Raw genomic sequence first — 26,356 nt, 5'->3', positions numbered from 1 at the left:
CCCACCGAAATCGATCATGCGGCGCGGAGCAGGGCCGATCGGACCCGTGCCACCACCCGGTCCGAGTGCTCGGTCAGCTCCTTCCATGTGATGCGCAGCAGGTTCCATCCGGCATCGGTCAGGGCGTTGCCCTTCTCCCGGTCCGCCTCGAACCGGTCGTGGTCGGTGTGCCAGGCCCAGCTGTCCAGCTCGATCGCCAATCGGGCGTCGGGAAACGCGATGTCGATCTTCATACGGCCGAGCGGATGGCCGACGACGAAGCCGGTGATCCCGGCGCGGCGCAGCACTCTGACCAGACGGCGTTCGGCCCGCGAGTCCGCCCGGTCGGCGCACTCCCGCAGCAACACCCCGGCCCGCGCCATCCCGTGGGCACCGACCGCTCCGCAGTAGGCCTCGTGCAGGTGCTCGAACCGGACGTGATGTTGCTGCAGGACACGGTCGAGAAAGGCGACCCCGTCGGGCAGTACCGCGGCGGCTTCCAGCGCGGTGAGACCCGGCTCGGTCACCGCGAGGCCGTTGACCATCACGCGGTCCGCCGGTCTCAGGTCGCGCCGCCGGACCCGGACCCCCGGCCTCGGGCGTCGGCGGGTCGTCGAATGGACGGTCAGGTCGACCGAGCCGTCGAATCGCTCGGTCATCCTCAGCCAGAACGCGGCCGCAGGTCCGCTCACCACTGCTTCCGGACCTCCCCACAGTGACGCCGCCCGGACCCGGGCAGCGTCGGTGAGCCGGTGCCCGCCGACCAGGAACACGCCGGGATACAGCGTGCGCCAAGCACCGGCAGCGACCCGGCGGGACACGGTCCGGTCCGACAACCCGCAGCGCACGGCCTGCTCCCGGGTGATCACCCCGTTCTGGCGCAGCAGCAGGTCCTCGAGCTTCGACATCGGCCCACCGTCCGCGCCCCGCATCGGATCCCGTGGCCGGATCGCGCAGGACGTTCACGGACGACAACGTGATCGACGGCTGTGGTCATCTCCTGGCCTTGAGCGGCTTGAACATGACCACAGGAGTCGATCACCTGTCCACCGAACCCTCGGGGACCGGCCGGCGGGCGACGCCGGTCGTGTTCCCGGCGCCGGAGAGGGGCCGAAGGGCTCAGACGGCGACGCCGTCATCCTCCCGGGCGGCGAGGTCGTCGATGACGTCGTAGATGTGGCGCTGGTGGAGTTCGACGGCCGTGCAGTAGCGGGCGGTGTCGCCCGCGGCCAGGGCGTCGACGATCTCGGTGTGCTCGCCGTGCATGCGCGAGACGACGGCCTCGCCGTAGTCCATGAACGAGCGGTAGGGCTGGATCAGCGCCCACATCCGGGCCGTCTCACCGGCGACGATCCGCATCGGGGAGAGCACCCAGAACCGTTCGTGGAAGAGGCGGTCGGCCTGCACGATCTCGTAGGCGGTACCACCGGTGAGGGCGTACATGGCGTCGTTGCTGGCACGCAGGCCGGCGAGCTCGTCCTCACCGGGACGGCGGGCGGTCGCGGCCAGGCGGTTCTCGCACGCGTCGCGCAGCCAGCAGATCTCGGCCAGCTCGGCGGCGGTCAGCTTCGCGACGTAGTGGCCGTGGTTGCGGCGATGGTGCAGCACGCCTTCGGCGGCGAGGGTCTTGAACGCCTCGCGGACCGGGACCCGGGTGCTGCCCAGGCGGGTGGCGAGCTCGTCCTGGCGCAGGTGCTCGCCGGGTTCGAGCTGACCGTTGGCGATCATCTCGCGCAACGCGGCCGTCACCCGGTCACCGGCGCGGCCGTAGCCGACGTCGAGTGGAGGGCTCTGGTCAGCGCCCACTCTCGTTCCGACTGCGCTGCTCTCGGTGGTCATCGTGGGCGCCACGTTACCGGCCGTTGCCGGAGCCGGACGCGCACCGGTGGGGGACAGCGCCGTTGCGGCCACCCACCGGTGCGGTGCTCATGCGGCGATACCGGACGCGCGGACGCCGGTCCCGGCCAGCAGCGGGATGCCGTAGAGGGTGCTCGCGTTCTCGCCGAGGATCTTGCGGCGGACGTCGGAGGAGAGGTTGCTCGGTACCGACTCGTAGGGGGAGTCGGAGTCCCAGTGCGGGTAGTCCGAGGAGAACATCATGTGCCCGGTGCCGAACAGGGCGTGGAACATGTCCAGCAGCGGGCCGAACTCCTCGCCGTTCTCCGGCTCCTCCATCGGCTGGGTGGCGAACCAGAAGTGCTCGGCCAGGTACTCCGACGGCTTGCGCTGCAGGTGCGGGACCTCGGCCCTGAGCATGTTCCAGCTCTTGTCCAGGCGCCACGAGAACGGCATCGCCCAGGACCACGCCTGCTCGATCAGCGCGATCTTCAGGCCCGGGAACTCGTCGAACGCGCCCTCGAAGATCAGGCTGGAGGCGAGCGTGTAGTTCCGCAGCGGGAAGCCGGTGTGCCACTCGAAGTAGTAGTTGACCGTGCCGTTGGCGGTCATCTTGCGGCCGGGCGAGGTGTGGAAGCCCAGCGGCAGGCCGTAGTGCTGGCAGGCCTCGAGGATCGGCCAGTACTTCGGGTGCCCGATCGCGTGCTCGGTCCGCGGCTCGAGCAGGACCTGCACGAACTTGTCCCCGCGCGGGCCCTCCTTGCAGCGGGTGATCTCGCGGACGGCCTCCGCCGGGTCCTCGACCAGCACGTTGATCGAGGAGTAGAAGCGCGGGTCGTCGGCCAGCCAGAGGTCGCGGTGCACGTCGTTGAACGCGCGGATCAGGTCGACCCCGAACTGGTGCGGGAAGTTCGAGTTGCCCTTGGACAGGTTCAGCGCGGTCGCGTCGCCGAGCACCACGCCGCTCATGTCGAACGTGTCGATGAGCTGCTTGCGGGTGAAGTCGGGGATGACACCGGGGCGCCCGCTCGGGTCGATCGCGTCGAGACGGTGCGTGAACTGGCGCTGCGGAACGATCCGCGACTCGGTCGAGGTGTCGCGGAGCCCGATCAGGTCGAGGTGGTCGAGCCACCTCTGGCTCAGACGCTCCCGGATCGACTCGTCGGAGACGATGACCGTCGGGTGGACGTCGACGTCGACGACGGGGATCCGGGCCTCCTCGGTGGCGGCGGCCGGTGCCGTGGGCGGTGTCGCGAGCGTCGTCATGGAGCCCTCCTGGCGCTGTGCGTCGCGGCGTCGTCGCCGCGTGCTTCGTTGCGAGGCGTCGTACAGAAATAACATGTTATGTTGTCGACGACGTCCACGCCATGCCTCGACGCCGAGGATCCGGGTCGATTTTCGCCCCCGCGCGCCCTCGCCGCCGTCGCACACGACACACAGGGGGCACCGATGGCCGACACCCGCGATCCATCCCCGCCCGGACCGTCCGCCCCGCCCGGTTCGGCCGCCCCGCTCGGGCACCGGGCGCTCGTCCCGCCCCGGATCGGACCGGACCCGGAGCCGCTGGCCGAGGAGATCCTGGCGATCTACCGGGCCACCCCGGCCGCCGCGGTGGCCGACAAGGTCGGCCGCCTCTGGACGATGGACCCGGTGATCGGGCCGCTGCGTCCGTCGATGCCGCACCTGGCCGGCGTCGCGATCACGGTGAAGGCCCCGCCCGGGGACAACTGGGCCGTGTTCGGCGGTCTCAACCGCGCGTTCGACGGGTCCGTGCTGGTCGTGGACTGGCGCGGGCACACCGGCAGCTGCGGCGGCGGGGAGAAGGCCCTGCTGCCGGCCCGGTCCCGTGGCCTGGCCGGACTGGTGATCGACGGCGCCTGGCGCGACGTCGACGACGTCGCGGCGAGCGGGTTCCCGCTGTTCGGCCGCGGCTCCACCCCGTTCTCCCCGGCCAAGCGCGACCCGGGCGAGGTGAACGTGCCGGTGAGCTGCGGCGGGGTCGTCGTCGAGCCCGGTGACGTCGTGGTCGGCGACTCCGACGGCGTCGTGATCGTCCCGCGGCGGCACGCCGAACAGGTCGCGCGGGCGCTGGCCGAGCAGGCCGGCGGCGCGGACGCGCACGACGAGGACATGGTCCGCCGGATCGGTCAGGGCTTCGAGGCGGAAGTGGCAGTCCGGCAGGAGAGGGAGCAGCGCTGATGCACGCCTACGGATTCGACCTGCACTGGCGGGCCCCCGAGCGTCTGATCACGGTCGAGGACTACCGCCGCGCCGCGCGGCGCCGTCTGCCGAAGATGGTCTGGAGCTACGTCGACGGCGGCGCCGACGACATGCACTCGCTCGCGGGCAACCGCAGTGCGTTCGACCACTGGTGGCTGCAGCCGTCGGTGCTCACCGGGCACGACACGCACCGCCTGGAGACGACGGCCGCCGGGCTCGAGCTGTCGATGCCGGTGATGCTCGCGCCGACCGGATTCACCGGGCTCACCCGCTGGAGCGGTGATCTCGAGGCGACCCGTGCCGCGCAGCACGCCGGGACCCGCTACGCCCTGTCGACGACGTCGTCGTGGTCGCTGGAGGAGGTGACCGCGGCCGCCGACCGGGAGCACGTGTTCCAGCTCTACCCGGGTTCCGGCGGGATGGCCGGGGACCTGATGCGACGGGCGTGGGCGGCCGGGTACCGGACGCTGTTCGTGACCGTCGACGTGCCGGTCAAGGGCAACCGCGAGGGCGAGCGCAAGCAGGGCATGGGCATCCCACCGGCCCTGACGCCGTTGCGCGCGCTGGACTTCGCCCGGCACCCCCGCTGGACCTACGAGGTGCTGCGCCACCAGCGCGTCGGCGGGGCGAACACGCTCGACCTGAGCAGCGGTGGTGCGGGCAGCGTCGTGACGAACGCGGTGTCGTCGATCGAGAGCGCCGAGCGCGAGCTGATGCAGTCCCGTCTGAACTGGGACGACCTGGCCTGGATGCGGGAGCAGTGGAAGGGCCGGCTCTACATCAAGGGCGTTCTCGGCGCCGAGGACGCGGCGCGTGCCGTGGACCTGGGCTGCGACGGCGTCGTCGTGTCCAACCACGGCGGGCGCCAGCTCGACCACGTGACGCCGACGCTGGAGGCCCTGCCCGGGATCGTCGACGAGATCGGGCACCGCGCCGAGGTGATCCTCGACGGCGGCATCCGGCGCGGCACCGACGTCGTCACCGCCCTCGCCCTGGGCGCGAAGGCCGTGCTGGTCGGGCGGCCCTACCTCTACGGCCTGGCCGTGAACGGCGAGGACGGCGTCGTCGCGGTGCTGGACATCCTGCGCGACGAGATCACCCGCGCCCTGACCCTGCTCGGCGTACGCGGCGTCGCGGACCTGAACCGCAGCCACGTCCGTCGCGCCGGCACCGCACCCGCCGCCGTCCCCACCCCCTGACCCCCCGTGCGCGGTTATCGCTGCCCTGGCAGCGATAACCACTCACGACCGACAACGACACCGAGGAGACGCGCATGACCTCCGGAAGCACCCGCACCCGTCCCGCACCGCGGGTGGTGGCCACCGACGTCGGGTTCTCCGAGGGCCCGCTCTACACGCCGTCCGGTGACACCTACTTCACCTCGATCACCCACGGCCGGCTCTACAAGCTGACCGAGGACGGCGCGGAGGTCGCGGCCGATCTCGGCGGCGGCGCCAACGGCGCCACCCTGGCCGCGGACGGCTCGATCTACGTCGCGCAGAACGGCGCCCGCTGGTCGACCACCGGGCCGAAGTGGGGCAAGGACTCGCTCGGCGGGGTGCAGATCGTCCGGCCGGACGGCACGTTCGACTGGGTGCACCGGGACCCGATCGCGCCGAACGACCTGTGCTTCGGCCCGGACGGGCTGCTCTACGTCACCGACCCGACGCGCGCCCCGTTCGGCGCCGACGGCCGGCTGTGGCGGATCGACACCGCCACCGAGGAGGCCGAGCTGCTGACCTCCACGTCCTACTTCCCGAACGGCATCGGTTTCGGTCTCGACGACCGCCTCTACGTCGCCTCGACCTACGACTCGCGGATCATCGCCTACCGGGTCGAGGACGGGAAGCTCGTCGACGAGCAGACCGCCGTGCAGATGGACGTCGGGCACCCGGACGGCTTCACGTTCGACGCCGACGGCAACCTGATCGTCTGCGCGATCGACCTCGGCGACCAGCCGGGCCGGATCCAGACCTGGTCGGTGACCGGGGAGAAGCTCGACGAGTACGTCCCCGGCGACAACCCGAAGTACACCAACATCGTGCTCGACGGCGCCGGGAAGATGACGATCTGCGACTCCGAGGGCGGCGCCGTGCTCGTCGTCGACGACTGGGGCTCGGCCGGCCTGGAGCTGCACCCCTACCGCTGACAGGTGTCGTGCGCGGACATCACTGCTGGAGCGACGGTGTCCGCGCACGGGCCGTCAGCCGATCGCGGACGGGTCCATCCAGACGAGCTCCCAGCGGTGGCCGTCGAGGTCGTCGAAGCTGCGGCCGTACATGAAGCCGTGGTCCTGGGTGTCGTTGCCGACGGTCGCGCCGGCGGCCAGGGCGGCGTCGGCGAGGCGGTCGACCTCGTCGCGGCTCTCCACACCCAGGGCGTTGATGACCTCGGTGGAGGAGTGGGCGTCGACGATCTGCTTCTTCGTGAAGTCGGCGAAGCGGGTCTTGTTCATGATCATGGCGACGATGGCGTCGCTGATGACCACGGACGCGGTGTTCTCGTCGGAGAACTGCTCGTTGATCGTGAAACCGAGTGCGGAGTAGAAGTCGCGCGAGGCGGCGACGTCGGCGACCGGCAGGTTGACGAAGATCATGTTCGGCACGGCGGGCTCCTTGTTCGGGGTGGGCGGCGAGTGCTCGTCGCGCTCATGGATGTAGACGGACGACCGGCGCCGGACTCATCGTTCTGATCGCGGATTTCTTCCCCGGCGTTGCGGTGGGGCAGGATCGCGCCATGACCGTGCGTTGGGGAGTCATCGGACCGGGCCGGATCGCCGACAAGGTGGTGGCCGATTTCGGGCACGTCCCGGGGGCGGAGCTGGTCGCGGTGGCGTCCCGCTCGGCCGAGCGCGGGGCGGCGTTCGCGCAGAAGCACGGGATCCCGCGGGTGCACGACTCCTACCGCGCGATCATCGACGACCCGGACGTCGACGTCGTCTACGTCGCGACCCCGCACCCGCAGCACCGCGGCATCGCCCTGGCCGCGCTGAACGCCGGCACCGCGGTGCTGGTGGAGAAGGCGTTCACGGTCAGCTCGGTCGCCACCCGGGAGGTCGCCGCGGCCTCCCGCTCGACCGGGGTGTTCGCCATGGAGGCGATGTGGACCCGGTTCTTCCCGGCCGTCGTCCGGATGAACGAGCTGATCGCCGACGGCGCGATCGGCGAGGTCCGGGCCGTGCAGGCCGACCTCGGCGTGCGCAACGAGACCGGCCCCGACGACCGGTTCTACTCGGCCGAGCTCGGCGGCGGTGCCCTGTTCGACCTGGGCGTCTACGTGATCTCGTTCGCCCAGATGCTGCTCGGTGCGCCGACCGCGATCAGCGCGCACGGGACGCTCGCGCAGACCGGCGTCGACGTCGAGGAGTCGATCGTCCTGGGCTACGACGACGGCCGCAGCGCCGCGCTGTACTGCTCGCTGCAGTGCGCCACCCCGGGCTCCGCGCGGGTGGTCGGCACGAACGGCTGGATCGAGGTGCTGCCGCGGTTCCACCACCCGGACTCGATCGTGCTGCACCGCCACGGCGCCGAGCCGGAGCGGATCGACGCCCCGTCCCTGGGCGGCGGCTACGCGCACGAGCTGATCGAGGTGACCGAGCGGATCGCGGCGGGGGAGTCGGAGAGTGCCGTCATGCCGCTGGCCGACACGATCGAGGTCCAGGACGTCATGGCGGCGGTGGCCGACCAGCTCGGGATGGTGCCCGTCGAGGGGCCCGCGACGCTGGAGTGACCGTGTGACCTACTCGGCGGTAGGAAGTTCTTTACGAATGCTTACGACCGGGTGTAGACCGGGCCGGTGACCGACCTCACCTCACCCTCCCAGCGCCGGGAACGGACCTTCCTCGGCCACCCACGCCAGCTCGCGACGCTCTTCGGCGTCGAGATGTGGGAACGCTTCTCGTTCTACGGCATGCAGGGCATCCTGCTGATCTACATGTACTACTCGGTCGCCGAGGGCGGCCTCGCGATCGACCAGGGCGTCGCGGCCGGGATCGTCGGTGCCTACGGCGGCACCGTCTACCTCTCGACGATCCTCGCGGCCTGGTCCGCGGACCGGCTGTTCGGGCCCGAGCGGATGCTGTTCGGCAGCGCGGTCTCGGTCATGGCCGGGCACATCGCACTCGCGCTGCTCCCGGGCGGCGCCGGACTGGCGGTCGGCCTCGTGCTGGTCGCGCTCGGCAGCGGCGGGATCAAGGCGAGCGCCAGCACGATCCTGGCGACGCTCTACGGCGAGGGCGACGACCGTCGCGACGCCGGCTTCTCGATCTTCTACCTGGGCGTCAACATCGGAGCGTTCAGCGGCCCGCTGCTGACCGGGCTGCTGCAGTCGACCTGGGGCTTCCACGTCGGGTTCGGGCTGGCCGCGGTCGGTATGGCCGCCGGGCTGGCCCAGTACTCGGTGAACCGGCACAAGCTCCCCGAGTCCGGCCGTGAGGTCCCGAACCCGCTTCCCGCCGCGGCGCGGACGAAGCTCGGCGGGACCGCCGTCGCCGTCCTGCTCGTGGTGGCCGCGCTCGTCGCGACCGGCGTGATCACCGCGGACCGCCTGAAGTGGATCGTGTTCGGCATCGTCGTGATCGCCACGATCACCTACTTCACGCTGATGCTGCGCAGCCCGAAGGTGACCGCGGTCGAGCGTCGACGCGTGATCGCGTTCATGCCGATGTGGGTGGCCAGCGCCGTGTTCTGGGCGATCTTCCAGCAGATCTTCACCGTGCTGACGATCTACGCCGACGAGCGCCTGAACCGGACGGTCCTCGGCTGGGAGATGCCGGTCAGCTGGACCCAGTCGATCGAGCCGGTGTTCGTCATCCTGCTGGCCGGGGTGTTCGCCGCGGTCTGGACGAAGATGGGCCCGCGCCAGCCGTCGAGCCCGATGAAGATGGCCGCCGGCACGGTGATCGTCGGCGTCGCGTTCGTGCTGTTCACCCTGTTCGCCGGGACGGGAGCGAACGGCACGCCGCTGCTCGCGCTCGTCGGGATCCTGCTGATCTTCTGCCTGGCCGAGCTGTTCACGTCCCCGGTCGGGCAGTCGCTGTCGACCAAGCTGGCGCCGATGGCGTTCCGGACCCAGATGGTGGCGCTGTTCTTCCTGTCCGTCTCGATGGGCACCGTGCTCTCGGGTCTGCTCGCGGAGTTCTACAGCGAGGAGAACGAGGTCGCGTACTTCGGCATCACCGGGCTCGTCGCGATCGTGGTCGGGCTCGCCGTCGCCGCGACCGTGCCGAAGCTGAAGGTCCTCATGGAGGGGGTGCGCTGAGCTGATAGCTGCGCTGACCTGCGGCGGAGAGTGAGACGCCGAACACGCGTTCGAGCTGTCCCCATCTCCATCCACAGGTGTGGACAACTTCGCCGGACCCGGTGGATCACCTCCGCCGGGTTCGGCGCACGGCCGGGCGGTCCATCGGATCCCCGATCAGCTCGCGGCAGACCCGGACCACATGCGTCCGCACCGGCGGGTCGAGATCGGCCATCCGGGTCGCGAGCAGTTCGAGCACCGACGCCAGGGCGTAGGCGTGCTCGGGGGCCTGCAGGCCCGCGTACTGCTGCTGGACGGCCTCGTGCCGGAGCCAGACCGCGGCGGCCAGGACGGCCTCGCGGTCGGCGCGCAGGGCGTCGCGACGACGTCGTTCGTGGCTGTGCATGTTCCCCCGGGGCCGGACGGACGTTCTCCGGACCGGGGGAAGCGGGCCAGGCGTCCAGGGTGCACGCCCGCCCGCCCCGAAATCCATCCCCAGCCGGGGAGACCTCCGGCACCCGGCACCACCTCACCCGGCACCGGCCGCCCTGCCCGGTACCGGCCGGCCCAGCCGCGCGCCGATCGTCCCGATGCGCGCCGGGCGTCGCGACGCGCGTGCGGCCGCGATCGCGGGACGACGCCGAGCGCCCGGCGGGCCGATCGCCGAGCGCGCACGGCCGGCCGATCCCGCGTCACGCCGAGCAGGAGGCTACGTGTCACGCGGAACCGGACGCCGGGACCGCGAGCAGGAGCAGGACCGCGGCGAGGACCGAAAGGGCCGCCCGGAGGTGGTTGGACGGCGTCCAATGCTGCGCGAACCCGGCCCAGGCCACGACGCCGTCGCGGTCCAGACCGGTGTTCAGCGGGATGTTCACGGCGAACGTCGGGACGAACGCGGCCAGCCCGGCCACCCCGCCGGCGACCCGCCAGCCGCTCCCGGCGCCGCCGGCGACCAGCGGTGACGCGGCCGTGGCCAGGCAGGCCAGCGCCGTCCCGGTGAACAGCGTCCCGAACACCGGGTTCAGGATCACGCGGTTCACCTCCTGCATCACCGCCGTCGCCTCGGCCGGTGGGCGCCGGGCCAGGGCGGGCATCACCGCCGTCGAGAACGCCAGGTAGACCCCGCCGAGCAGGCCCGATCCGACGGCCGCGGCCCCGGTCAGGACGCGGACGACCTGCAGGGTGTTCATCGGGCCGCCTCCGCCCCGGCGCGCAGCCGCTCGACGACCCGTCCGCCGGTGTTCCCGGTCGCTCCCAGAACAGTGATCATGTCCAACTCCTCGGTCGGTGGTGTGCGTCCACTGTCTCGGCTGGAACGGGGACGGAGAATGACTGGGAGTCCGTTCTTCCTGCTCGATCGTCCAGTAGTGGTGGACGACGGGTCGCCGGAGGTGGACGCTGGCCGACGTGGACGAGCAACCCCCGTGGGCGGTGACCGACCCGGTCGGCGAGGCGCTGCACGTGCTGCGGATGAGCGGCACGTTCTACTGCCGTTCCGAGCTCACCGCGCCCTGGGGCATGACGCTGCCGGCGACGCCCGGGTGCCTGTGGTTCCACGTCGTCACCTCGGGTGCCTGTGAGCTGGAGGTGACCGGCGGCGAGACGGTGACGATGCGGCCCGGGGAGCTCGTGCTCGTCCCGCGCGGCGACGAGCACCGGCTGCGCGGCGCGCCCGGCGTCGCGACCCCGGACATCCGCTCCATCCCGCACCCGATGCTCGACGACCGCTACGCGCTGCTGCGCCACGGCGGCGACGGCGAGGCGACCCGGATGGTGTGCGGCGCCGTCCGTTTCGAGCACCCGGCCGCGCGCGGGCTCCTCGACCTGCTGCCGGGGCTGATCCGGGTCGAGGCGACGGCGGGCGCCGACCGCTGCCACGACACGTTGCGCCTGATCGCGGCCGAGGTGGAGGACCTGCGGCCCGGCGGCGAGGCGGTGATCACCCGGCTGGCCGACGTGCTCGTCATCCAGGCCCTGCGGCAGTGGCTGGCGAACGACCCGGCCGCGCGGACGGGCTGGCTCGGCGCCCTGGCCGACGACCGCGTCGGGCGCGTCCTGGCCCAGGTGCACCGCGACCCGTCCCGGGACTGGACGGTCACCTCGCTGGCCGCGACGGCGTCGATGTCCCGGTCGGCGTTCGCGGCGCGGTTCACCGACCTGGTGGGTGAGCCGGCGATGGCGTACGTGACGCGGTGGCGAATGCACGTCGCCGCCGACGCCCTGACCTCCGGTGATGCGACGGTGGCGGAGCTGGCCGGGCGCCTGGGCTACCGGTCGGAGGCGGCGTTCAGCCGGGCGTTCAGCCGGACCGTCGGGGAGTCGCCGGGAGCCCTGCGCCGCCGAGATCGGGCGGTATCGACGTCTCTAGCGGCGAACCTAGAAGGCTGAAGACAGCCCGATCGTCCGGCGATCGCGCCCCATACGACCCTCTACGCGCATCACTAGACAGTGCGATAGAACGCTACCGACCCGATCCGCACCCCTGCCGGCGATGCGCACCTGCTGCAGGGCGCGCGGCTCGTGGGCAGGGGTGCGGATGTGATGATCTAAGTATTTCTCGGGCGCTCGCTAGAGATCGGTAGAGGAGGTGATCGAGCGCGGTCGATCGCGCCGTCTACGTGTGTATGGCATTGCTGCTAGAGCTCGGCAGACTCGGTGAGAGAGCCGGTCAGGTCGCGCAGCGAGTCCGTGACCAGGGTGTCGTCGGCCGTGTCCAGCCCGTGGGTGACGGCGTAGAACGGCCCGATCCGGAGCCAGTCCCGCGCCCGCAGCACCTCGTCGGCGGTCGGGCCGTAGGCCGCGGCGACGGCGTCGGCGAACGCGCGCGGAGCGGTGTGCAGCGCCCAGGCGAGGTCCTTGGCCGGGTCGCCGACGCGGGTGTCGCTCCAGTCGATGATCCCGCTGATCCGCCCGTCGTCGACGAGGACGTGGTCCGGGCCGAGGTCGCCGTGCAGGACGCCCGCGATCGGTGCCACGGCCATCCGGTCGCACAGTGCCGTCGCCCCGGGGCGCACGTCCGGGTCCAGCATCGGCACGACGACGGTCCGGAACCGGTGGATCGACGCCGCGCGCATCGGCCGGGTCCGCTCCGGTCCGGGGACGCCCAGCGCGACCGCCCCGTCGGCCGGCGTGGCGTGCAGTGCGCGCAGGAACCCGCCCAGCGCGGTTCCGAGCCCGGGCTCCGGGTCGGCGGAGATCGGCTCGCCGGGCAGCATCCGGTGCCGCACGACCAGCGGGTTCTCACCGACCACCTCCGGTCGCGGCACCGGTAGCGGCAGCCGCGGGCCCAGCCAGGGCAGCAGCCGCGTCTCGGTGCGCAGCCACGGTTCGACGTCGGGTCGCCGCGCCGTCCGCTCCAGCCACACGCCGTCCACGACCGCCGCCGCGCTGTCCCATCCACCGTCGAGCTCCACCCGCATGGTGAACACCTTCCCGCCTGCGGGAGGAGGGTGCGAGGGTGATCGGCATGGCTGACGTGGCGGTGGTGACGGGAGCGGGATCCGGGATCGGGCAGGTGGTGGCGCAGGCGCTGCTCGGGGCGGGGTACCGGGTGGCGCTGGCCGGGCGGCGGGCCGAGGCGCTCGAGGCGACGGCCGACGGGCACGCGGACGCGCTCGTCGTCCCGACCGACGTCGGCGACGAGAGCTCGGTCGCCGCGCTGTTCGCGGCCGTGAAGCAGCGGTGGGGACGGGTGGACCTGCTGGTCAACAACGCCGGCACGTTCGGCCCGTCCGGGACGCCGGACGAGGTCGACGTCGCGCAGTGGCGGGCGGCGGTGGACACCAATCTGACCGGGTCGTTCCTCTGTGCCCGGGAGGCGTTCGCGGCGATGCGCGCGCAGGACCCGCAGGGCGGCCGGATCGTCAACAACGGCTCGATCTCCGCACACGTCCCGCGGCCGGGCAGCGCGGCCTACACCGCGACCAAGCACGCGATCACCGGCCTGACCCGCTCGTTGTCGCTGGACGGGCGCCCGTTCGGGATCGCGTGCGGGCAGATCGACATCGGCAACGCGGCCACCGACATGACGGCCGGGATCGCGACCGGGGCGAAGCAGGCCGACGGCACCGTCCGCGGCGAGCCGACGTTCGACGCCCGGCACGTCGCAGACGCGGTGCTCTATATGGCCGGGCTGCCGCTGGAGGCCAACGTCCAGTTCCTGACCATCACCGCGACGACGATGCCGTTCATCGGCCGGGGCTGAAGTCGACGAGGCGTCTCGCGATGAGACGCCCATCACTGTCCGATGCGGAGAGAATTCGTGTTTCTTCCACGTCCCGGAGGCGCCGCGTGAGCAAGGCGATGCATGTCCTGAGGCTGATCGTGCACGCCCGGTCGCGGCAGCCGGTCCTGCTGCTCGGGGAGATCGAGGGCACCCGGTGCGTGCCGATCTTCCTGCGCCCGGCCCAGGCCGAGGTGATCGCCATCGGCCCCCGGGACGGGGAGACGACCTCGCTCACCCAGGACGTGCTGGTCCCGGTCCTGGAGAAGCTCGGGCACACCCTGGAACGCGTCGAGATCAGCGACCTGACCGACGGCGTCTACACCGCGGAGCTGGTGTTCGACGCCGGCGAGCGGGTCGAGGTCAAGCCGAGCGACGCGCTGTCGATCGCCGTCCGGGACAAGCTGCCGATCGGGATCGCCGAGCACGTGCTCGACGAGGTCGGCCAGCAGGTCGACGAGCTGCTCCCGCCGGACGCCGAGGACGCGGCCGGGATCGGCGCCCAGACCCGGGCGGCCACCGGCACCGAGTCCACCGCGGCGCCGGAGGAACAGCTGCGCGAGTTCAAGGAGTTCATCGCCGACGTCTCCCCGGAGGACTTCCGCACCCCTGGTGACTGAGCGCGAAACCTGCGGAGCCGCGCATCGACACTGATGTCCCCGGGGTGCGGAGCACGTCGCGCAGCCGGCACGGCTCACGCCCCGACCGTCACCGCTCACGCCGCGACCGGCTCGGCGAACTGGGTGCGGTGCAGCTCGGCGTAGCGGCCCTCGCGGGCGATCAACGACGCGTGCGTCCCGCGCTCGGTGACCCGTCCGGCCTCCAGGACCAGGATCTCGTCGGCCTGACGGATCGTGGACAACCGGTGCGCGATCACGATCGCCGTCCGGTCGGCCAGCGCCTCGGTCAGCGCGGCCTGCACCGCCGCCTCCGACGTCGAGTCCAGGCTCGCCGTCGCCTCGTCAAGGACGACGACGCGGGGCTTCGCCAACAGCAGCCGCGCGATCGTGATGCGCTGCCGTTCCCCGCCGGAGAGCCGGTAGCCGCGCTCGCCGACGACGGTCCCCAGCCCGTCCGGTAGCGAGCGGGCCAGGTCGCCGAGGCGTGCCCGTTCCAGAGCGTCCCACAGCTGCGCATCCGTCGCGTCCGGTGCACCGATCCGCAGGTTGGCCGCGATCGTGTCGTGCAGCAGGTGCCCGTCCTGGGTCACGAACCCGACGGCCCGGTGGATCGACTCCCCGGTCAGCTCGCGCACGTCGTGCCCGGCCAGGCGCACCGCTCCGGAGTCGACGTCGTAGAGGCGCGCCAGCAGCTGTGCCACCGTCGACTTCCCGGCCCCGGACGAGCCGACGAGCGCCACCATCGCGCCCGGACGCACCGTGAACGAGACGTCGTGCAGGATCTCCTCACCGCCGCGGGTGTCCAGGGTCGCGACCTCCTCCAGCGAGGCCAGCGAGACCTTCTCCGCCGTCGGGTAGCCGAACCGGACGTGGTCGAACTGCACCGACACCCCGCCGTCGGGGACGGGGCGGGCGTCCGGCGCGTCGGCGATCATCGGCTCCAGGTCGAGCACCTCGAACACCCGCTCGAAGCTGACCAGGGCGCTCATGATCTCGATCCGGGCCCCGGCCAGCGCGGTCAGCGGGGCGTAGAGGCGGGTCAGCAGCAGCGCCAGCGCGACGACGTCACCGGCCTGCAGCGCGCCACCGAGGGCGAAGTACCCGCCCAGGCCGTAGACCAGGGCGATCGCCAGCGACGACGCCAGTGTCAGCGCCGTCACGAAGATCCACTGGACCATCGCCGAGCGCACCCCGATCGCGCGCACCCGCTCGGCCCGGTCGGCGAACTCGACCGACTCCTGCTCCGGGCGCCCGAACAGCTTGATCAGGGTCGCGCCGGGCGCGGAGAACCGCTCGGTCATCCGGCTGCTCATGGCCGCGTTGTGCTCGGCGGCCTCGCGCTGCAGGGCCGCCAGGCGACGTCCCATCCGGCGGGCCGGGAGGACGAACAGCGGCAGCAGCACGAGCGTCAGCAGCGTGACCGGCCACGAGATCGTCAGCATCACCACGAGCGTCAGGGCGAGCGTGACCAGGTTGCCGACGACGCCGGACAACGTGTCGCTGAACGCGCGCTGCGCGCCCATCACGTCGTTGTTGAGGCGGCTGACCAGCGCGCCGGTCCGGGTGCGGGTGAAGAACGCGACCGGCATCCGCTGCACGTGGTCGAACACCGCCGTGCGCAGCTGCCAGATCAGGCCCTCGCCCAGGTTCGCCGAGAGCCACCGCTCGAACAGGCCCGCCACCGCCTCGGCGACGGCGATCACCGCGATCAGCCCGGCGATGCCGGCGACGACCGACGCGGCCGCTCCGGAGGTGATGGCGTCGGTGGCCCGGCCGGCCAGCAGCGGAGTCGCGACGGTCAGCACCGCCCCGACGACGCTGGTCAGCAGGAACCAGGAGATCCGCCGTCGGTGCGGCCGGGCGAACTCCATGATCCGCCGGGCCACGACACGGGCGGGCTGCCGGTTGCGTCCGGGGTCCTGGCTCACGTTCTCCAGGGCCATCCATGTGCTCGCGTCCATGCTCATGGCGGGGACGCTACGAGCTGGAGTTCACTTCAGGTCAAGAACGAGGTCGTGCGCGGACATCGTCGCCGGAGCGGCGATGTCCGCGCACGGGGTCGGCTCAGGCGGCGGCGGGGGCCGTCTCGTCGGTGCGATCCTCGGTCATCTCGTCGTCGTTGATGTCGGGCAGCTGCCACGGCCGGACGACCGTGACCAGCGCGATCAGCCCCAGCACCATCGCGCCGGCCATCGACAGCGCCATCGCCCGGGCGTCGTTGCCGAGCAGGCCGACGACCGGGGAGGTCACGGCGCCGATCCCGAACTGCAGCGACCCGAGCAGGGCCGACGCGGTCCCGGCGGCCTCGCCGTGACGGGCCAGCGCCAGCGCGGGGGCGTTCGGGAGCACGAAGCCGCAGCACAGCAGCAGCGCCCAGACGGGGCCGACGACGCCGGCCAGCCCGCCGACGCCGAACGTGGCGAGCAGGACCCCCACGACGCCGACGCCCACCCCGGCGATCATCGCGACCGTCATGATCTGGCGCGGCTCGAACCAGCGCAGCAGCACCGGGTTGAGCTGGGTGGCGACGACCAGCCAGATCGCGCCCGCGCCGAAGAACAGCCCGAACACCTGCTGGCTCATCCCGAACTGCTGCTGGTAGACGAACGCCGCGCCGGAGACGTAGCTGAACAGCGCGGCCATCGCCAGGCCGGCGACCAGCACCAGCCCGACGAACGGGCGGTCCTTGAGCAGCGAGCCGTAGGTGCGCATGGTCGGGCCGAACCGGGCGCTGCGACGGCGGTGCGCCGGCAACGTCTCGGGCAGCCCCATCGTGACGACGACGAGCATGACCAGCCCGTAGACGGCCAGGAACAGGAACACCCCGCGCCAGCTGACCCAGTTCAGCAGGACCCCACCCAGGGTCGGTGCGATCACCGGGAACGCGCCCATCACCAGGATCAGGCGGGAGAGCATCGTCGCCGCGGCCCGTCCGACGAACAGGTCGCGCACGATCGCGAGGCCGACGACGGCCCCGGCCGACGCGCCGACGCCCTGCAGCACCCGCAGCACGCCCAGCACCTCGATGCTCGGCGCGATGAACACGGCGGCCGAGGCCAGCACGTGCAGCGCGGCGCCGGCGATCAGCGGGCGGCGCCGTCCCCACGCGTCCGACAGCGGGCCGATCAGGATCTGGCCGAGCGCGAGCCCGATCAGGGTGCCGGTCAGCGTGAGCTGCACCGTCGTCTCGGACGCGCCCAGGTCGGCGCCCACGGCGGGCAGCGCGGGCAGGTAGGTGTCGATCGTCAGCGGCCCGAGCGCGATCAGCGCGCCCAGGATCAGGGCGATCCGGAGCCGGCTCGGTACGGCGCTGCGGCCGGCAGCGGTCGTCGTGGTCACGTGTTCCCCCTCGCGGGTCACGCACGTGCGAACCCGTAACGCTCAACGTGGTGTCCGGCCGGGGGCATTCCCGATCGGGTGATCGTGACCGGGGCCACAGCGACGGGTCAGGAGGCCGTCGGCACGGTCGGTGTGGAGGGCACGGTCGTCGTCGACGGGGCGCTGGTGCTGACGAACGGGATCGGGACGTCGAGACGGCGCAGGTCGTCGGCCACCGCGGGGCTCGACCGGGCGACGACGACGGTGCCGGCCAGCCCGAGGGCCAGGACGGCGGTCCCGACCAGCGCGACGGTCCGGGCCCGGCGCGACCGCCGCCGGGCCGGGAGCGGTACGGCGGGCGCGGCGGCCCGCAGCGATCCGACCGGAGGGCGTTCGGGGCAGGGGCGCGGGCGGGGGACCGCGGGACGGACCGTCGTCGGGGACGGTCGGTCCGCGGGCAGGGCGTGGCGCGGTCCCGGCCGGGGCGGCAGCGAGGTCGTCATCGGTCTCGTCCTCGTCGTCTCCTCGCCTCAGCCCAGCGCGCTGCAGGTGACCGCGGCCGAGCCGGCGGCGCCGCCGGTGGGTGTCGCGGTGCGGGTGTCCAGCACCCGGCCGTCGCTGCCGACGATCGTGCAGGTCAGGTCGCCGCCGGAGCCGGGGTTCGTGTAGGCGGTCAACGAGGTGGTGCCGTAGCCGTCCTGCTCGCCGCTGACCGCGCGCTCCCACGGGAGCCGGGTGGCCTGGTCGCCGCCGGACGAGCCGTCGACGCTCCACATCACCGTCGCGCCGGGGGCGCTGCCGGAGAGCTTGAACGAGTACGCCGGCCCACCGGTCGAGGTCTCGGCGGCGGCCGGGGCGACGGACGGGACCTGCACCCCGAGGTCCTCCAGGTCGCCGACGAGCGCCCCGGTGGCCCGGACGAGGATCACCAGCCCGGCGACGCCGAGGCCGAGGGTGAGCAGGCCGAGGGCGGTCCCGACCACCGACATCGTCCGGTTCGTCGCCACCTGCCGCCGGGCCCGCGACCAGCCCAGCAGGCCGAACACGACGGCGAGCGCGCCCAGCAGCGCCCCGAGGACGCCGGTCAGCGGGATCAGTGCGAACGGCAGCCCGACCAGGGCCAGGCACAGGGCGGTGATGCCGAAGCCGTTGCGCGGCGCGATCGGGGCGAGCTGGTGGGCCCACTGCGGCTGCGCGCCGGGGACCGCGCGGTGGTGCTGGGGACGGGCCGCCGCGGGCGGGGTGACGGCGCCGCGGGTGCCGAAGGGCGGGGTGCCGAACGGCGGGACCGACGCCAGCAGCGCGTCCGCCGCGGCGTCCGAGCGGGCCTGGGCCGGTGAGGTCGACACCTGCGGCACCGCGCCCGGACGCGGCACCGGCGCCGGGGCCGCGGGAGCCGGGGCCGCCGAAGCCGGGGACGCGGGCGCCGGGCGCTGCTGCGGGATCAGGGCGTGGCGCGGCAGCGGGCCGAGGGCCGGGATCCGGTCGGTGACCGTCGCGTCGAGGATGCGGCGGGCGACGCCGCCCTCACGCTCGCGCCGTGTCGGCCACGGGCTCTGGGTGGTGGTGCCCGTCGCCCGTCGTGGGCCGGTCTTGGTGGACGTCCTGGCCATCGTGGTCCTCCGGTGGGAAAGGCCGGTCCCCGACGACCGACATACCGGACTAGCGCTGCTGGGCCGAATGCCGTTAACGGCAGGTCGGGCGACGTCATCAGTAGTGACGACGGGATACACCCGGACGGGTGCGCGTGGCCGTAGGATCACCGTCCGTGGTGCGGTGGCGGAACTGGGCCGGAGACCAGACGTGCCGTCCGTTCCACCGGGCCGCCCCGCCGGACACCGCCGCGGTGGCCGAGGCGCTCCGGTGGGCCGGCGAACGGGGACTGACGGTCCGCGTGGCGGGCAGCGGGCACTCGTTCGGCGACCTGGTCCCCACCGACGGCCTACTGATCTCGCTGGAGAACCTGTCCGGGATCCGGTCGGTGCGGCACGGCCCGTCCGGGGCAGACGTCGTCGTCGGGGCGGGAACGGTGCTGGCCGAGCTCAACCGCCTGCTCGACGGGCACGGGCTGGCCCTGCCCAACCTCGGTGACATCGACGCCCAGACGATCGGCGGCGCGATCGCCACCGCCACCCACGGCACGGGACTCGCGTTCGGCAACCTCGCCACCCGCGTCACGAGCCTGGAGCTGGTCACCGCCGACGGCACGGTGCACACCCTGAGCGGCGACGACCCGGAGACCCTCGCCGCGGCCCGGGTGTCACTCGGCGCGCTGGGCGTCGTGACCGCCGTCGGGCTCGACGTCGTGCCCGCGTTCCGGCTGCACGCCCGGGACCGGCCGATGCCGCTGGCCGAGGCGTTGTTCGGCCTCGACGACCTCGTCCGCGCCCACGACCACGTCGAGTTCCACCTGTTCCCGCACACCGCGACGGCGCTGATGCGGATCAACGACCGGACCGGCGACCCGCCCGCGCCGCAGGGACGGCTCTCGCGCTGGGTCGACGAGACGCTGCTGCAGAACGGGGCCCTGGACGTGGCGAGCCGGGCCGGACGCGCCGCGCCGGCGGCGATCCCGCTGCTCAACCGCGCCGCCGTCGCCGCGCTGCGCCCGGCCGAGCGCACCGACGTCAGCCACCGCGTGTTCGGCACCCGGCGCTCGGTGCGCTTCACCGAGACCGAGTGGGCGATGCCGCGGGCGGCCGCGCACGACGCCGTCCGCGCGATCCACCTCGCCGGCAGCCGGCACGACGTCAACTTCCCGATCGAGGTCCGGTTCGCCGCCGCCGACACCGACGCGTTCCTCAGCCCGGCCTGGGACCGCGAGAGCGTCTACGTCGCCGCGCACGTGTACCGCGGGATGGCGTGGGAGCCCTACTTCCGGGCCGTCGGCGACATCGCGCGGTCGTTCGGCGGGCGACCGCACTGGGGCAAGCGGCACCTGCTCGACGCCTCCGAGCTCGCCCCGCTGTACCCGGCCTGGGACCGCTTCGCCGCGGTCCGGGACCGCCTGGACCCGGACCGCCGCTTCACCAATTCGCACGTCGCGCGCGTGCTGGGCCCGTAGGCGTCAGACGGTGGCGGGCTCCAGGCGGACGACGACCCACTTCGACGTCGGCGTGCGGCTCTGGTCGGAGAACGAGTCCAGCGGGATCAGCGGGTTCGTCTCCGGGTAGTAGGCGGCCACGCAGCCCTTCGGCGTCGAGTAGGTGACCAGCCGGAAGTCGTCGGCGCGGCGCTCCACGCCGTCGGTCCACTCACCGACCAGGTTCACCCGGTCCCCGTCGGCGTAGCCCAGCTCACGCAGGTCCTCGGCCGAGATGAACACGACCCGGCGTCCGTTGTGGATGCCGCGGTAGCGGTCGTCGAGGCCGTAGATCGTGGTGTTGAACTGGTCGTGGCTGCGCATCGTCTGCAGCACCAGCCGGCCCTCGGGCACCGAGGCGACCACGGTCGGGCTGACGGTGAACTCGGCGAAGCCGGACTCGGTCGGGAACGTCCGCGAGTCGCGCGGCGGGTGGGCGAGGGTGAAGCCGCCGCGGCGGGCGACCTTCTCGGTGTAGGCCTCGCAGCCCGGCACGACGCGCCCGATCCGGTCCCGGATCCGGTCGTAGTCCGCGGCGAACGACGCCCACGGGATGCCGTGCTTCTCGCCGAGGGTGGCGCGGGCGATCCCGCACAGGATGTCGACCTCGGAGCGCAGCAGCTCGCCGATCGGGGTGGACCGCCCGCGGGAGGCGTGCACCGCCGACATCGAGTCCTCGACGGTGACCCGCTGCTCGCGGCCGCCCGTCAGGTCCTTCTCGGTGCGGCCCAGCGCGGGCAGGATGAGCGCGTCGGTCCCGGCCGTGAGGTGGCTCCGGTTGAGCTTGGTCGAGATCTGCACGGTGAGCCGGCAGGACGCCAGCGCCTTCTCGGTGACCTCGGTGTCGGACATGGCCTGGGCGAAGTTGCCGCCGAGGCCGACGAACACCGACGCCCGGCCGTCGCGCAGGGCCTGCACCGACGCGATCGCGTCGTAGCCGTGCTCGCGCGGGGGCTCGAAGCCGAACTCGTCGCGGATCGCGTCCAGGAACTCGTCGGCGACCTGCTCCCAGATGCCCATCGTGCGGTCGCCCTGCACGTTGGAGTGCCCGCGGACCGGGCACAGGCCCGCGCCCGGCTTGCCGATCATGCCCTGGAGCAGGGCGACGTTGACGAACTCCTTGATCGTCGCGACGGCGTTGCGGTGCTGGGTGATGCCCATCGCCCAGCAGTTGATGATCCGCTTGGAGCTCGCGAGCATGTCCGCGGCGCGCTCGATCTGCGACCACTCGAGGCCGGTCGCGGTGCAGACGAGCTCGCGGTCGAGGTCGGCGACGTGCTTGGCGTAGGCGTCGAAGCCGTTCGTGTGCCGCTCGACGAAGTCACGGTCGACGACGCTGCCCGGCTCGAGCTCCTCCTTGGCCAGCAGCAGGTGCCCGAACGCCTGCCAGAGCGCGAGGTCGCCGTCCGAGCGGATCTGCAGGAACTCGTCGGCGAGATCGGTGCCCCGGACGACGCCGGTCGGCGACTGCGGGTTCTTGAACTCGATCAGCCCGGCCTCACGCAGCGGGTTGATCGCCAGGATCCGCGCGCCGTTCTTCTTGGCGATCTCCAGCGCGGAGAGCATCCGCGGGTGGTTCGTGCCCGGGTTCTGGCCGGAGATGACGATCAGGTCCGCCTCGTGCATGTCCTGCAGGCTGACCGAGCCCTTGCCGACGCCGATCGCCTGCGCCAGGCCGACCGAGGTCGACTCGTGACACATGTTCGAGCAGTCGGGCAGGTTGTTCGTGCCGTAGGCGCGGGAGAAGAGCTGGTAGACGAACGCGGCCTCGTTCGACGCGCGGCCGGAGGTGTAGAACACCGCCTCGTCCGGGCTGTCCAGGGCGTTCAGGTGCTCCCCGACCAGGTCGAACGCGTCCTCCCACGAGATCGGCTCGTAGTGGCTCCCACCGCCCCGGCGCACCATCGGGTGCGTCAGCCGGCCCTGGCTCTCCAGCCAGAACCCGGTGCGGGTGGCGAGGTCGTCGATCGAGTGCCGGGCGAAGAACTCCGGCCCGACCTCGGCGCGCTGGCCCTCCCACGCGACGGCCTTCGCGCCGTTCTCGCAGAACTCCGCGGTGTGCCGCTCGCCCGGTGCCGGGTCCGGCCACGCGCAGCTCATGCAGTCGAAACCGTCGACCTGGTTGAGCGTGAGCAGGTTCTTGGCCGTCTTCTTCGGACCCTGCTGGCGCAGCGACCGGATCATGCTGACCGCGACGGCGGGGATGCCCGCGGCGTAGGTCTTCCGCTCGGAGACCGAGAGGCCCTCGTCCTCGGCGACCGCGTGGTCGAGTGACGGGTCGATGGGGGGTGTGGACACGAAACCTCGCCAGACTGTGGGACGACGGGAAGCGGGTGGTTCCCGACCTTGTGCCCCAGTCTAAGGAGCGTCGAACGGGCTCGCCCGGTGTCGCCCGGCACGCGCCGCTCACACCGGTCCCGGACGGACGTCCATCCCGGATCGGCCCGCGGACCCGGGGTCAGGAGACCTGGTCGTCGACCTTGATGTCGAACGCGACGTCGGTCCCCTCGACCGAGGTCACGGTCACGCCGTAGCGGTCGGCGCCGTCGACAAGCTCACAGCGGATCGCCGTTCCGACCTTCGCGAGCAGGTTCGGGCACGTCACCGAGTCGGGCGACCGGCCGACGACCTTGGTGAGCTGGTCCGAGACGCTCCGGGCGACGTCGGGCCCGTCGACCGAGCCCTCACCCGGATCCAGCGGTGCCTCCACCGCCGTCGCGTCCGTCCCGGCGGGGTCCTCCGCGGGTGTGGTCGCCGGCGGCGCGGTGGTGGCCGCCGGGGCTGCGGACACCGGCGCCGCCGACGTCGGGGCCACGGCCGGGTCGGCGGCCGGGCCACCGCACCCGAGGGTCGTGGACAGGGTGGCGAGGGCGAGCGGCGACCGCAGCGCCACGGTGCGCGGCTGTTCTCGAGATCATGATCGAACGCTCGTCGCCGTCCCGGTGATCGTTAGCAGTGATCCGGAACCCCGACGGCCCGATCCGCACCACGTCCGACGATCCGCACCCCCTGCACGGCGTGCGGATCGACGGCAGGGGTGCGGATCGTGACCCGCCCTTCGGCCGGCCGGCTGGACCGGGTCAGCCGGCGGCCACCACGTCGGCGACGCCGGCCTCGACCGGGAGCGGGGCGGGGCCGTCCAGCATCGGGGCGGAGAGCCACCCCTCCGGGATGCCGAACGCGTCGGTCAGCAGCCGGGCGTGCGGGCGCAGCTCGACGCACAGCTCGTTGACCAGCGGGCGGATCGTCTGCGACTCGGCCGCGGTCAGGCGTCCGGTCTCCAGGTACCAGGCGCGCTCGCGGTCGATCACCGAGAGCACGTGCAGGTCGTAGACCCGCTCGAGCAGGCCCTTCACCGACGCGTCGGTGCCCATGCTCGTTCCGCGTTCGCTGCTCTCGGTCGTACGGACGATGGCGTTGCGGAACGACTCCTCCACCAGCGCGTCGACGTGCGCGCGGGCCGCGGTGAGCAGCAGGTCCTGCGAGGCGTTGAACACCGCGAACTCGTCGTTGCCCTTGCGCATCGCGGGGGCGAGGTGGCGGATCGCGGTGGCCAGGGTGTCCTCGCGGCGCGTCCGCAGCAGCGCGGTGCGCCTCTTACGGTCGCCCAGGTCGAGCGCGACGCCCGGGATCCGGCGTAGCAGCGACGCGAGCCCGGTCCTCTCCGCTCCGACGCTGGCGAGCTGGCGGCCGAGCAGCGGGGCGATCCCGAGCGGGTTGCCCTTCTTGATCGTCCGGCCGTAGTCCGAGAGCAGCTCCTTGGCCAGCAGCTGCAGCAGGACGGTGTTGTCGCCCTCGAACGTGGTGAACACGTCGGTGTCGGCCTTGAGCGCCGGCAGCAGGTTCTCCTCCAGGTAGCCCGCGCCGCCGCAGGCCTCCCGGCAGGTCTGGATCGTCGCGGTGGCGTGCCAGGTCGCGATCGCCTTGATCCCGGCCGCGGACTGCTCGAGCTGGCGCTGCTCCCGCGCGCCGGCCTTCGGCTTGCCCGGCGCCTGGATCTCGTGCATCCGCGCCACCAGGTCGTCCTGGGTGAACTGCAGCGCGTAGCTGGTGGCCAGCGCGGGCAGCAGCTTGCGCTGGTGCACCAGGTAGTCCAGGACGGCGGTCTCCTCGCCGGTGGACGGGTTCGTGAACTGGCGGCGCTGCTCGCCGTAGCGGATCGCCAGCGTCAGGGCCTTCTGGGCGGCCGCACCGGCACCGCCGGCGACGCTGATCCGGCCCCGCACCAGCGTGCCGAGCATGGTGAAGAAGCGGGCGGTCTCGTTCTCGATCGAGCTGGAGTACGTGCCGTCCGCGGCGACGTCGGCGAAGTGGTTGAGCAGGTTCTCGCGCGGGATGCGGACGCCGGAGAACGCCAGGCGCCCGTTGTCGACGCCGTTGAGGCCGGCCTTGCGGCCGTCGTCGGTGACCTCGACGCCGGGCAGGACGGTGCCGTTCTCGTCGCGCAGGGGGACGAGGAACGCGTGCACGCCGGGCTTCTGGTCGCCGATGACCAGCTGCGCGAACACGACCGCCATCCGGCCGTCGCGGGCGGCGTTGCCGATGTAGTCCTTGCGTGCCCCCGGGTGCGGGGTGTCGATCACGAACTCCTCGGTGGCGCGGTCGTAGGTCGCCGTGGTGTGCAGGTGCTGCACGTCCGAGCCGTGACCGGTCTCGGTCATCGCGAAGCAGCCGAGCAGCTCGCCGTCGATGATGCTGCGCAGGTACCGGTCGTGGTGACGCGCGGTGCCGAGCACCTGCACGGCGCCGCCGAACAGGCCCCACTGGACGCCGGCCTTGACCAGCAGCGACAGGTCGCCGTAGGCGAGCATCGCGAACGAGGTGACGACGCCGCCGACGTCGCCCTTCCCGCCGACGGACGGGTCGAAGCCGGTGTGCGGGCGGCCGGAGGCGACGAGCACCTTGAGCGCTTCGAGCACCCAGGCGCGGTACTGCTCGGAGGTGAAGTCCGGGTCCGCGGACAGGCCGTGGCGGCCCATCTCCTCGCGGGTCTCGTCGCGGACGTTCGCCCACCGCCCGTCGACGACGTGGCGCAGGGCGTCGACGGAGGGAGCGGGGACGGGGGTGCGGGTCATGCGTGGTCCTCCTGCACATGCGGTGCCAGGCCGGAGAGTCCGGACCAGGCCAGGTCGGTGAGGTGTGTGGCGAGCCGTTCACGGGTCATCCCGTTCGGCCGGATCAGCCAGTCGTCCGCCGCGCCGCGGACCAGGCCGACGATCGCGTGGCCCCAGGGGCGGGCGGCGTCGCCCGGTTCGTTCCCGGTGCTGCGCAGGCGGTCGCCGATGACCGTCGCGATCTCGTCGCCGATGACGGTGACCAGGTCGTTCACCGGATCGGCTGACTGCGGTGGCGACGCCGTCCGCGACCCGGTGGGCTGGGTGAGCAACGGCCGGTGGACGACGAAGCGGTACAGCTCGGGGTCGGACTCGATCAGCCTGAGGTAGGCGTCGATCCCGGCGGAGACCGCGGCGCGCGGCCCACCGTCCGGGGCGCCCATCGCCTCGATGGTGGCGCTGCGGATCTCTCCCAGCAGTACGGCCGCGACGGACTCGCACACCGCGGTGTAGAGGCCGCTCCGGTCGCCGAAGTGCCGGTAGACGACGGTCTTGGACGTCTCGGCGGCCGCGGCGACGTCGTCCATCCCGACGCCGGCGCCGTGGCGGCGGATGGCACCGATCGCCGCGCCGACGAGCTGGGCGCGCCGCTGCTCGCGGTGGGCGTCCCATCGGCTGTCGCGTCGATCCCGTGCCGTCTTCACGACACCGACAGTACCGTGTACCTTGAGTATCGGCTACCCGGCGGTACGCAGCAGCACCATCGGGCCCCCAAGCCCATCGGACT

General features: G+C 72.5%; 24 protein-coding genes. 9 read left to right on the top strand and 15 right to left on the bottom strand.

The window, feature by feature from the left end; all coding sequences use genetic code 11:
• Positions 1-14: 14 nt before the first annotated feature.
• From EV383_RS29015 to EV383_RS29005, 3 genes are all read right to left on the bottom strand, one after another.
• Positions 15-887, bottom strand: a complete 873-nt coding sequence (locus tag EV383_RS29015) for a type IV toxin-antitoxin system AbiEi family antitoxin domain-containing protein (RefSeq protein WP_165438541.1) — start codon at positions 885-887, stop codon at positions 15-17.
• A gap of 211 nt (positions 888-1,098) precedes the next feature.
• Positions 1,099-1,785, bottom strand: coding sequence for a GntR family transcriptional regulator (locus EV383_RS29010; protein ID WP_165438540.1), 687 nt, complete (start codon positions 1,783-1,785; stop codon positions 1,099-1,101).
• A 120-nt stretch (positions 1,786-1,905) separates the two neighbouring features.
• Positions 1,906-3,081 (bottom strand): amidohydrolase family protein, encoded by a 1,176-nt coding sequence (locus EV383_RS29005; RefSeq protein ID WP_165438539.1) that lies wholly within the window; start codon positions 3,079-3,081, stop codon positions 1,906-1,908.
• A 183-nt stretch (positions 3,082-3,264) separates the two neighbouring features.
• Between EV383_RS29005 and EV383_RS29000 the strand changes: the two genes are divergently transcribed.
• The 3 genes from EV383_RS29000 to EV383_RS28990 all read left to right on the top strand — a co-directional run bounded on the left by EV383_RS29000 (position 3,265) and on the right by EV383_RS28990 (position 6,184).
• Positions 3,265-4,014: an RraA family protein gene (locus EV383_RS29000; protein WP_165438538.1), complete on the top strand. Its 750-nt coding sequence runs from the start codon at positions 3,265-3,267 to the stop codon at positions 4,012-4,014.
• The gene (locus tag EV383_RS28995; protein ID WP_130293091.1) at positions 4,014-5,234 is read left to right on the top strand and encodes an alpha-hydroxy acid oxidase; all 1,221 of its coding nucleotides are present in this window, start codon (positions 4,014-4,016) and stop codon (positions 5,232-5,234) included. Before EV383_RS29000 ends, EV383_RS28995 begins: the two co-directional genes overlap by 1 nt.
• 74 nt (positions 5,235-5,308) lie before the next feature.
• Positions 5,309-6,184 carry an SMP-30/gluconolactonase/LRE family protein gene (locus EV383_RS28990; RefSeq protein WP_130293089.1) on the top strand — a complete coding sequence of 292 codons (876 nt, stop codon included), beginning with the start codon at positions 5,309-5,311 and terminating at the stop codon, positions 6,182-6,184.
• A gap of 54 nt (positions 6,185-6,238) precedes the next feature.
• On the opposite strand, the gene EV383_RS28985 is transcribed toward EV383_RS28990, so the two are convergent.
• A complete protein-coding gene (locus EV383_RS28985) occupies positions 6,239-6,631 on the bottom strand; it encodes a VOC family protein (protein ID WP_130295187.1) in 393 nt (130 codons plus the stop codon).
• Between the two features lie 140 nt (positions 6,632-6,771).
• Between EV383_RS28985 and EV383_RS28980 the strand changes: the two genes are divergently transcribed.
• The gene (locus EV383_RS28980; RefSeq protein ID WP_130293087.1) at positions 6,772-7,764 is read left to right on the top strand and encodes a Gfo/Idh/MocA family protein; all 993 of its coding nucleotides are present in this window, start codon (positions 6,772-6,774) and stop codon (positions 7,762-7,764) included.
• Between the two features lie 66 nt (positions 7,765-7,830).
• Positions 7,831-9,294 (top strand): peptide MFS transporter, encoded by a 1,464-nt coding sequence (locus EV383_RS28975; RefSeq protein WP_130293085.1) that lies wholly within the window; start codon positions 7,831-7,833, stop codon positions 9,292-9,294.
• A gap of 106 nt (positions 9,295-9,400) precedes the next feature.
• On the opposite strand, the gene EV383_RS28970 is transcribed toward EV383_RS28975, so the two are convergent.
• Both EV383_RS28970 and EV383_RS28965 read right to left on the bottom strand, forming a co-directional pair.
• Complete coding sequence (locus EV383_RS28970; protein ID WP_130293083.1) at positions 9,401-9,679, bottom strand: hypothetical protein; 279 nt, start codon at positions 9,677-9,679, stop codon at positions 9,401-9,403.
• A 310-nt stretch (positions 9,680-9,989) separates the two neighbouring features.
• Positions 9,990-10,463, bottom strand: coding sequence for an anthrone oxygenase family protein (locus EV383_RS28965; protein WP_130293081.1), 474 nt, complete (start codon positions 10,461-10,463; stop codon positions 9,990-9,992).
• Positions 10,464-10,680: 217 nt separating this feature from the next.
• Here EV383_RS28965 and EV383_RS28960 point away from each other — a divergent pair, with 217 nt between their 5' ends.
• On the top strand, positions 10,681-11,661 hold the full coding sequence (locus EV383_RS28960) for an AraC family transcriptional regulator (protein WP_130293079.1): 981 nt from the start codon (positions 10,681-10,683) through the stop codon (positions 11,659-11,661).
• Between the two features lie 248 nt (positions 11,662-11,909).
• Here the strand turns inward: EV383_RS28960 and EV383_RS28955 are convergent, their stop codons facing one another.
• Positions 11,910-12,692: a phosphotransferase gene (locus tag EV383_RS28955; protein ID WP_130293077.1), complete on the bottom strand. Its 783-nt coding sequence runs from the start codon at positions 12,690-12,692 to the stop codon at positions 11,910-11,912.
• 47 nt (positions 12,693-12,739) lie between these two features.
• Here EV383_RS28955 and EV383_RS28950 point away from each other — a divergent pair, with 47 nt between their 5' ends.
• On the top strand, positions 12,740-13,477 hold the full coding sequence (locus tag EV383_RS28950; protein WP_207223689.1) for an SDR family oxidoreductase: 738 nt from the start codon (positions 12,740-12,742) through the stop codon (positions 13,475-13,477).
• Positions 13,478-13,563: 86 nt separating this feature from the next.
• Positions 13,564-14,115 carry a bifunctional nuclease family protein gene (locus EV383_RS28945; RefSeq protein ID WP_130293075.1) on the top strand — a complete coding sequence of 184 codons (552 nt, stop codon included), beginning with the start codon at positions 13,564-13,566 and terminating at the stop codon, positions 14,113-14,115.
• Positions 14,116-14,210: 95 nt separating this feature from the next.
• Here EV383_RS28945 and EV383_RS28940 read toward each other — a convergent pair whose 3' ends face one another.
• The 4 genes from EV383_RS28940 to EV383_RS28925 form a co-directional block, all read right to left on the bottom strand.
• On the bottom strand, positions 14,211-16,076 hold the full coding sequence (locus EV383_RS28940; protein ID WP_130295183.1) for an ABC transporter ATP-binding protein: 1,866 nt from the start codon (positions 16,074-16,076) through the stop codon (positions 14,211-14,213).
• A 103-nt stretch (positions 16,077-16,179) separates the two neighbouring features.
• A complete protein-coding gene (locus EV383_RS28935) occupies positions 16,180-17,454 on the bottom strand; it encodes a multidrug effflux MFS transporter (RefSeq protein WP_130293073.1) in 1,275 nt (424 codons plus the stop codon).
• A 107-nt stretch (positions 17,455-17,561) separates the two neighbouring features.
• Positions 17,562-17,936, bottom strand: coding sequence for a hypothetical protein (locus tag EV383_RS28930; RefSeq protein ID WP_130293071.1), 375 nt, complete (start codon positions 17,934-17,936; stop codon positions 17,562-17,564).
• A 27-nt stretch (positions 17,937-17,963) separates the two neighbouring features.
• Positions 17,964-19,046, bottom strand: coding sequence for a hypothetical protein (locus EV383_RS28925; RefSeq protein ID WP_130293068.1), 1,083 nt, complete (start codon positions 19,044-19,046; stop codon positions 17,964-17,966).
• Positions 19,047-19,201: 155 nt separating this feature from the next.
• Here EV383_RS28925 and EV383_RS28920 point away from each other — a divergent pair, with 155 nt between their 5' ends.
• Positions 19,202-20,497: a D-arabinono-1,4-lactone oxidase gene (locus EV383_RS28920; protein ID WP_165438536.1), complete on the top strand. Its 1,296-nt coding sequence runs from the start codon at positions 19,202-19,204 to the stop codon at positions 20,495-20,497.
• 3 nt (positions 20,498-20,500) lie between these two features.
• Here EV383_RS28920 and EV383_RS28915 read toward each other — a convergent pair whose 3' ends face one another.
• The 4 genes from EV383_RS28915 to EV383_RS28900 form a co-directional block, all read right to left on the bottom strand.
• Positions 20,501-22,813 (bottom strand): FdhF/YdeP family oxidoreductase, encoded by a 2,313-nt coding sequence (locus tag EV383_RS28915; RefSeq protein WP_130293062.1) that lies wholly within the window; start codon positions 22,811-22,813, stop codon positions 20,501-20,503.
• A gap of 160 nt (positions 22,814-22,973) precedes the next feature.
• Positions 22,974-23,408, bottom strand: a complete 435-nt coding sequence (locus EV383_RS28910) for a DUF4333 domain-containing protein (RefSeq protein ID WP_130293059.1) — start codon at positions 23,406-23,408, stop codon at positions 22,974-22,976.
• A 187-nt stretch (positions 23,409-23,595) separates the two neighbouring features.
• A complete protein-coding gene (locus tag EV383_RS28905; protein WP_130293057.1) occupies positions 23,596-25,590 on the bottom strand; it encodes an acyl-CoA dehydrogenase family protein in 1,995 nt (664 codons plus the stop codon).
• Positions 25,587-26,273: a TetR family transcriptional regulator gene (locus tag EV383_RS28900; RefSeq protein WP_130293054.1), complete on the bottom strand. Its 687-nt coding sequence runs from the start codon at positions 26,271-26,273 to the stop codon at positions 25,587-25,589. Before EV383_RS28900 ends, EV383_RS28905 begins: the two co-directional genes overlap by 4 nt.
• Between the last annotated feature and the right edge of the window lie 83 nt (positions 26,274-26,356).

Source organism: Pseudonocardia sediminis (genome assembly GCF_004217185.1).
GTDB lineage: Bacteria > Actinomycetota > Actinomycetes > Mycobacteriales > Pseudonocardiaceae > Pseudonocardia > Pseudonocardia sediminis.
The sequence above is the reverse complement of the archived record's forward strand: the minus strand, read 5'-3'. Positions and strand labels throughout refer to the sequence as shown.

Coding starts and splice junctions, on each gene's coding strand:
- EV383_RS28970 (WP_130293083.1), bottom strand. CDS start 9,679: ATGCACAGCCACGAACGACGTCGTCGCGACGCCCTGCGCGCCGACCGC.
- EV383_RS29000 (WP_165438538.1), top strand. CDS start 3,265: ATGGCCGACACCCGCGATCCATCCCCGCCCGGACCGTCCGCCCCGCCC.
- EV383_RS29015 (WP_165438541.1), bottom strand. CDS start 887: ATGTCGAAGCTCGAGGACCTGCTGCTGCGCCAGAACGGGGTGATCACC.
- EV383_RS28990 (WP_130293089.1), top strand. CDS start 5,309: ATGACCTCCGGAAGCACCCGCACCCGTCCCGCACCGCGGGTGGTGGCC.
- EV383_RS28955 (WP_130293077.1), bottom strand. CDS start 12,692: ATGCGGGTGGAGCTCGACGGTGGATGGGACAGCGCGGCGGCGGTCGTG.
- EV383_RS28985 (WP_130295187.1), bottom strand. CDS start 6,631: ATGATCTTCGTCAACCTGCCGGTCGCCGACGTCGCCGCCTCGCGCGAC.
- EV383_RS28965 (WP_130293081.1), bottom strand. CDS start 10,463: ATGAACACCCTGCAGGTCGTCCGCGTCCTGACCGGGGCCGCGGCCGTC.
- EV383_RS28980 (WP_130293087.1), top strand. CDS start 6,772: ATGACCGTGCGTTGGGGAGTCATCGGACCGGGCCGGATCGCCGACAAG.
- EV383_RS28930 (WP_130293071.1), bottom strand. CDS start 17,936: ATGACGACCTCGCTGCCGCCCCGGCCGGGACCGCGCCACGCCCTGCCC.
- EV383_RS28925 (WP_130293068.1), bottom strand. CDS start 19,046: ATGGCCAGGACGTCCACCAAGACCGGCCCACGACGGGCGACGGGCACC.
- EV383_RS28950 (WP_207223689.1), top strand. CDS start 12,740: ATGGCTGACGTGGCGGTGGTGACGGGAGCGGGATCCGGGATCGGGCAG.
- EV383_RS28995 (WP_130293091.1), top strand. CDS start 4,014: ATGCACGCCTACGGATTCGACCTGCACTGGCGGGCCCCCGAGCGTCTG.
- EV383_RS28905 (WP_130293057.1), bottom strand. CDS start 25,590: ATGACCCGCACCCCCGTCCCCGCTCCCTCCGTCGACGCCCTGCGCCAC.
- EV383_RS28940 (WP_130295183.1), bottom strand. CDS start 16,076: ATGGACGCGAGCACATGGATGGCCCTGGAGAACGTGAGCCAGGACCCC.
- EV383_RS29005 (WP_165438539.1), bottom strand. CDS start 3,081: ATGACGACGCTCGCGACACCGCCCACGGCACCGGCCGCCGCCACCGAG.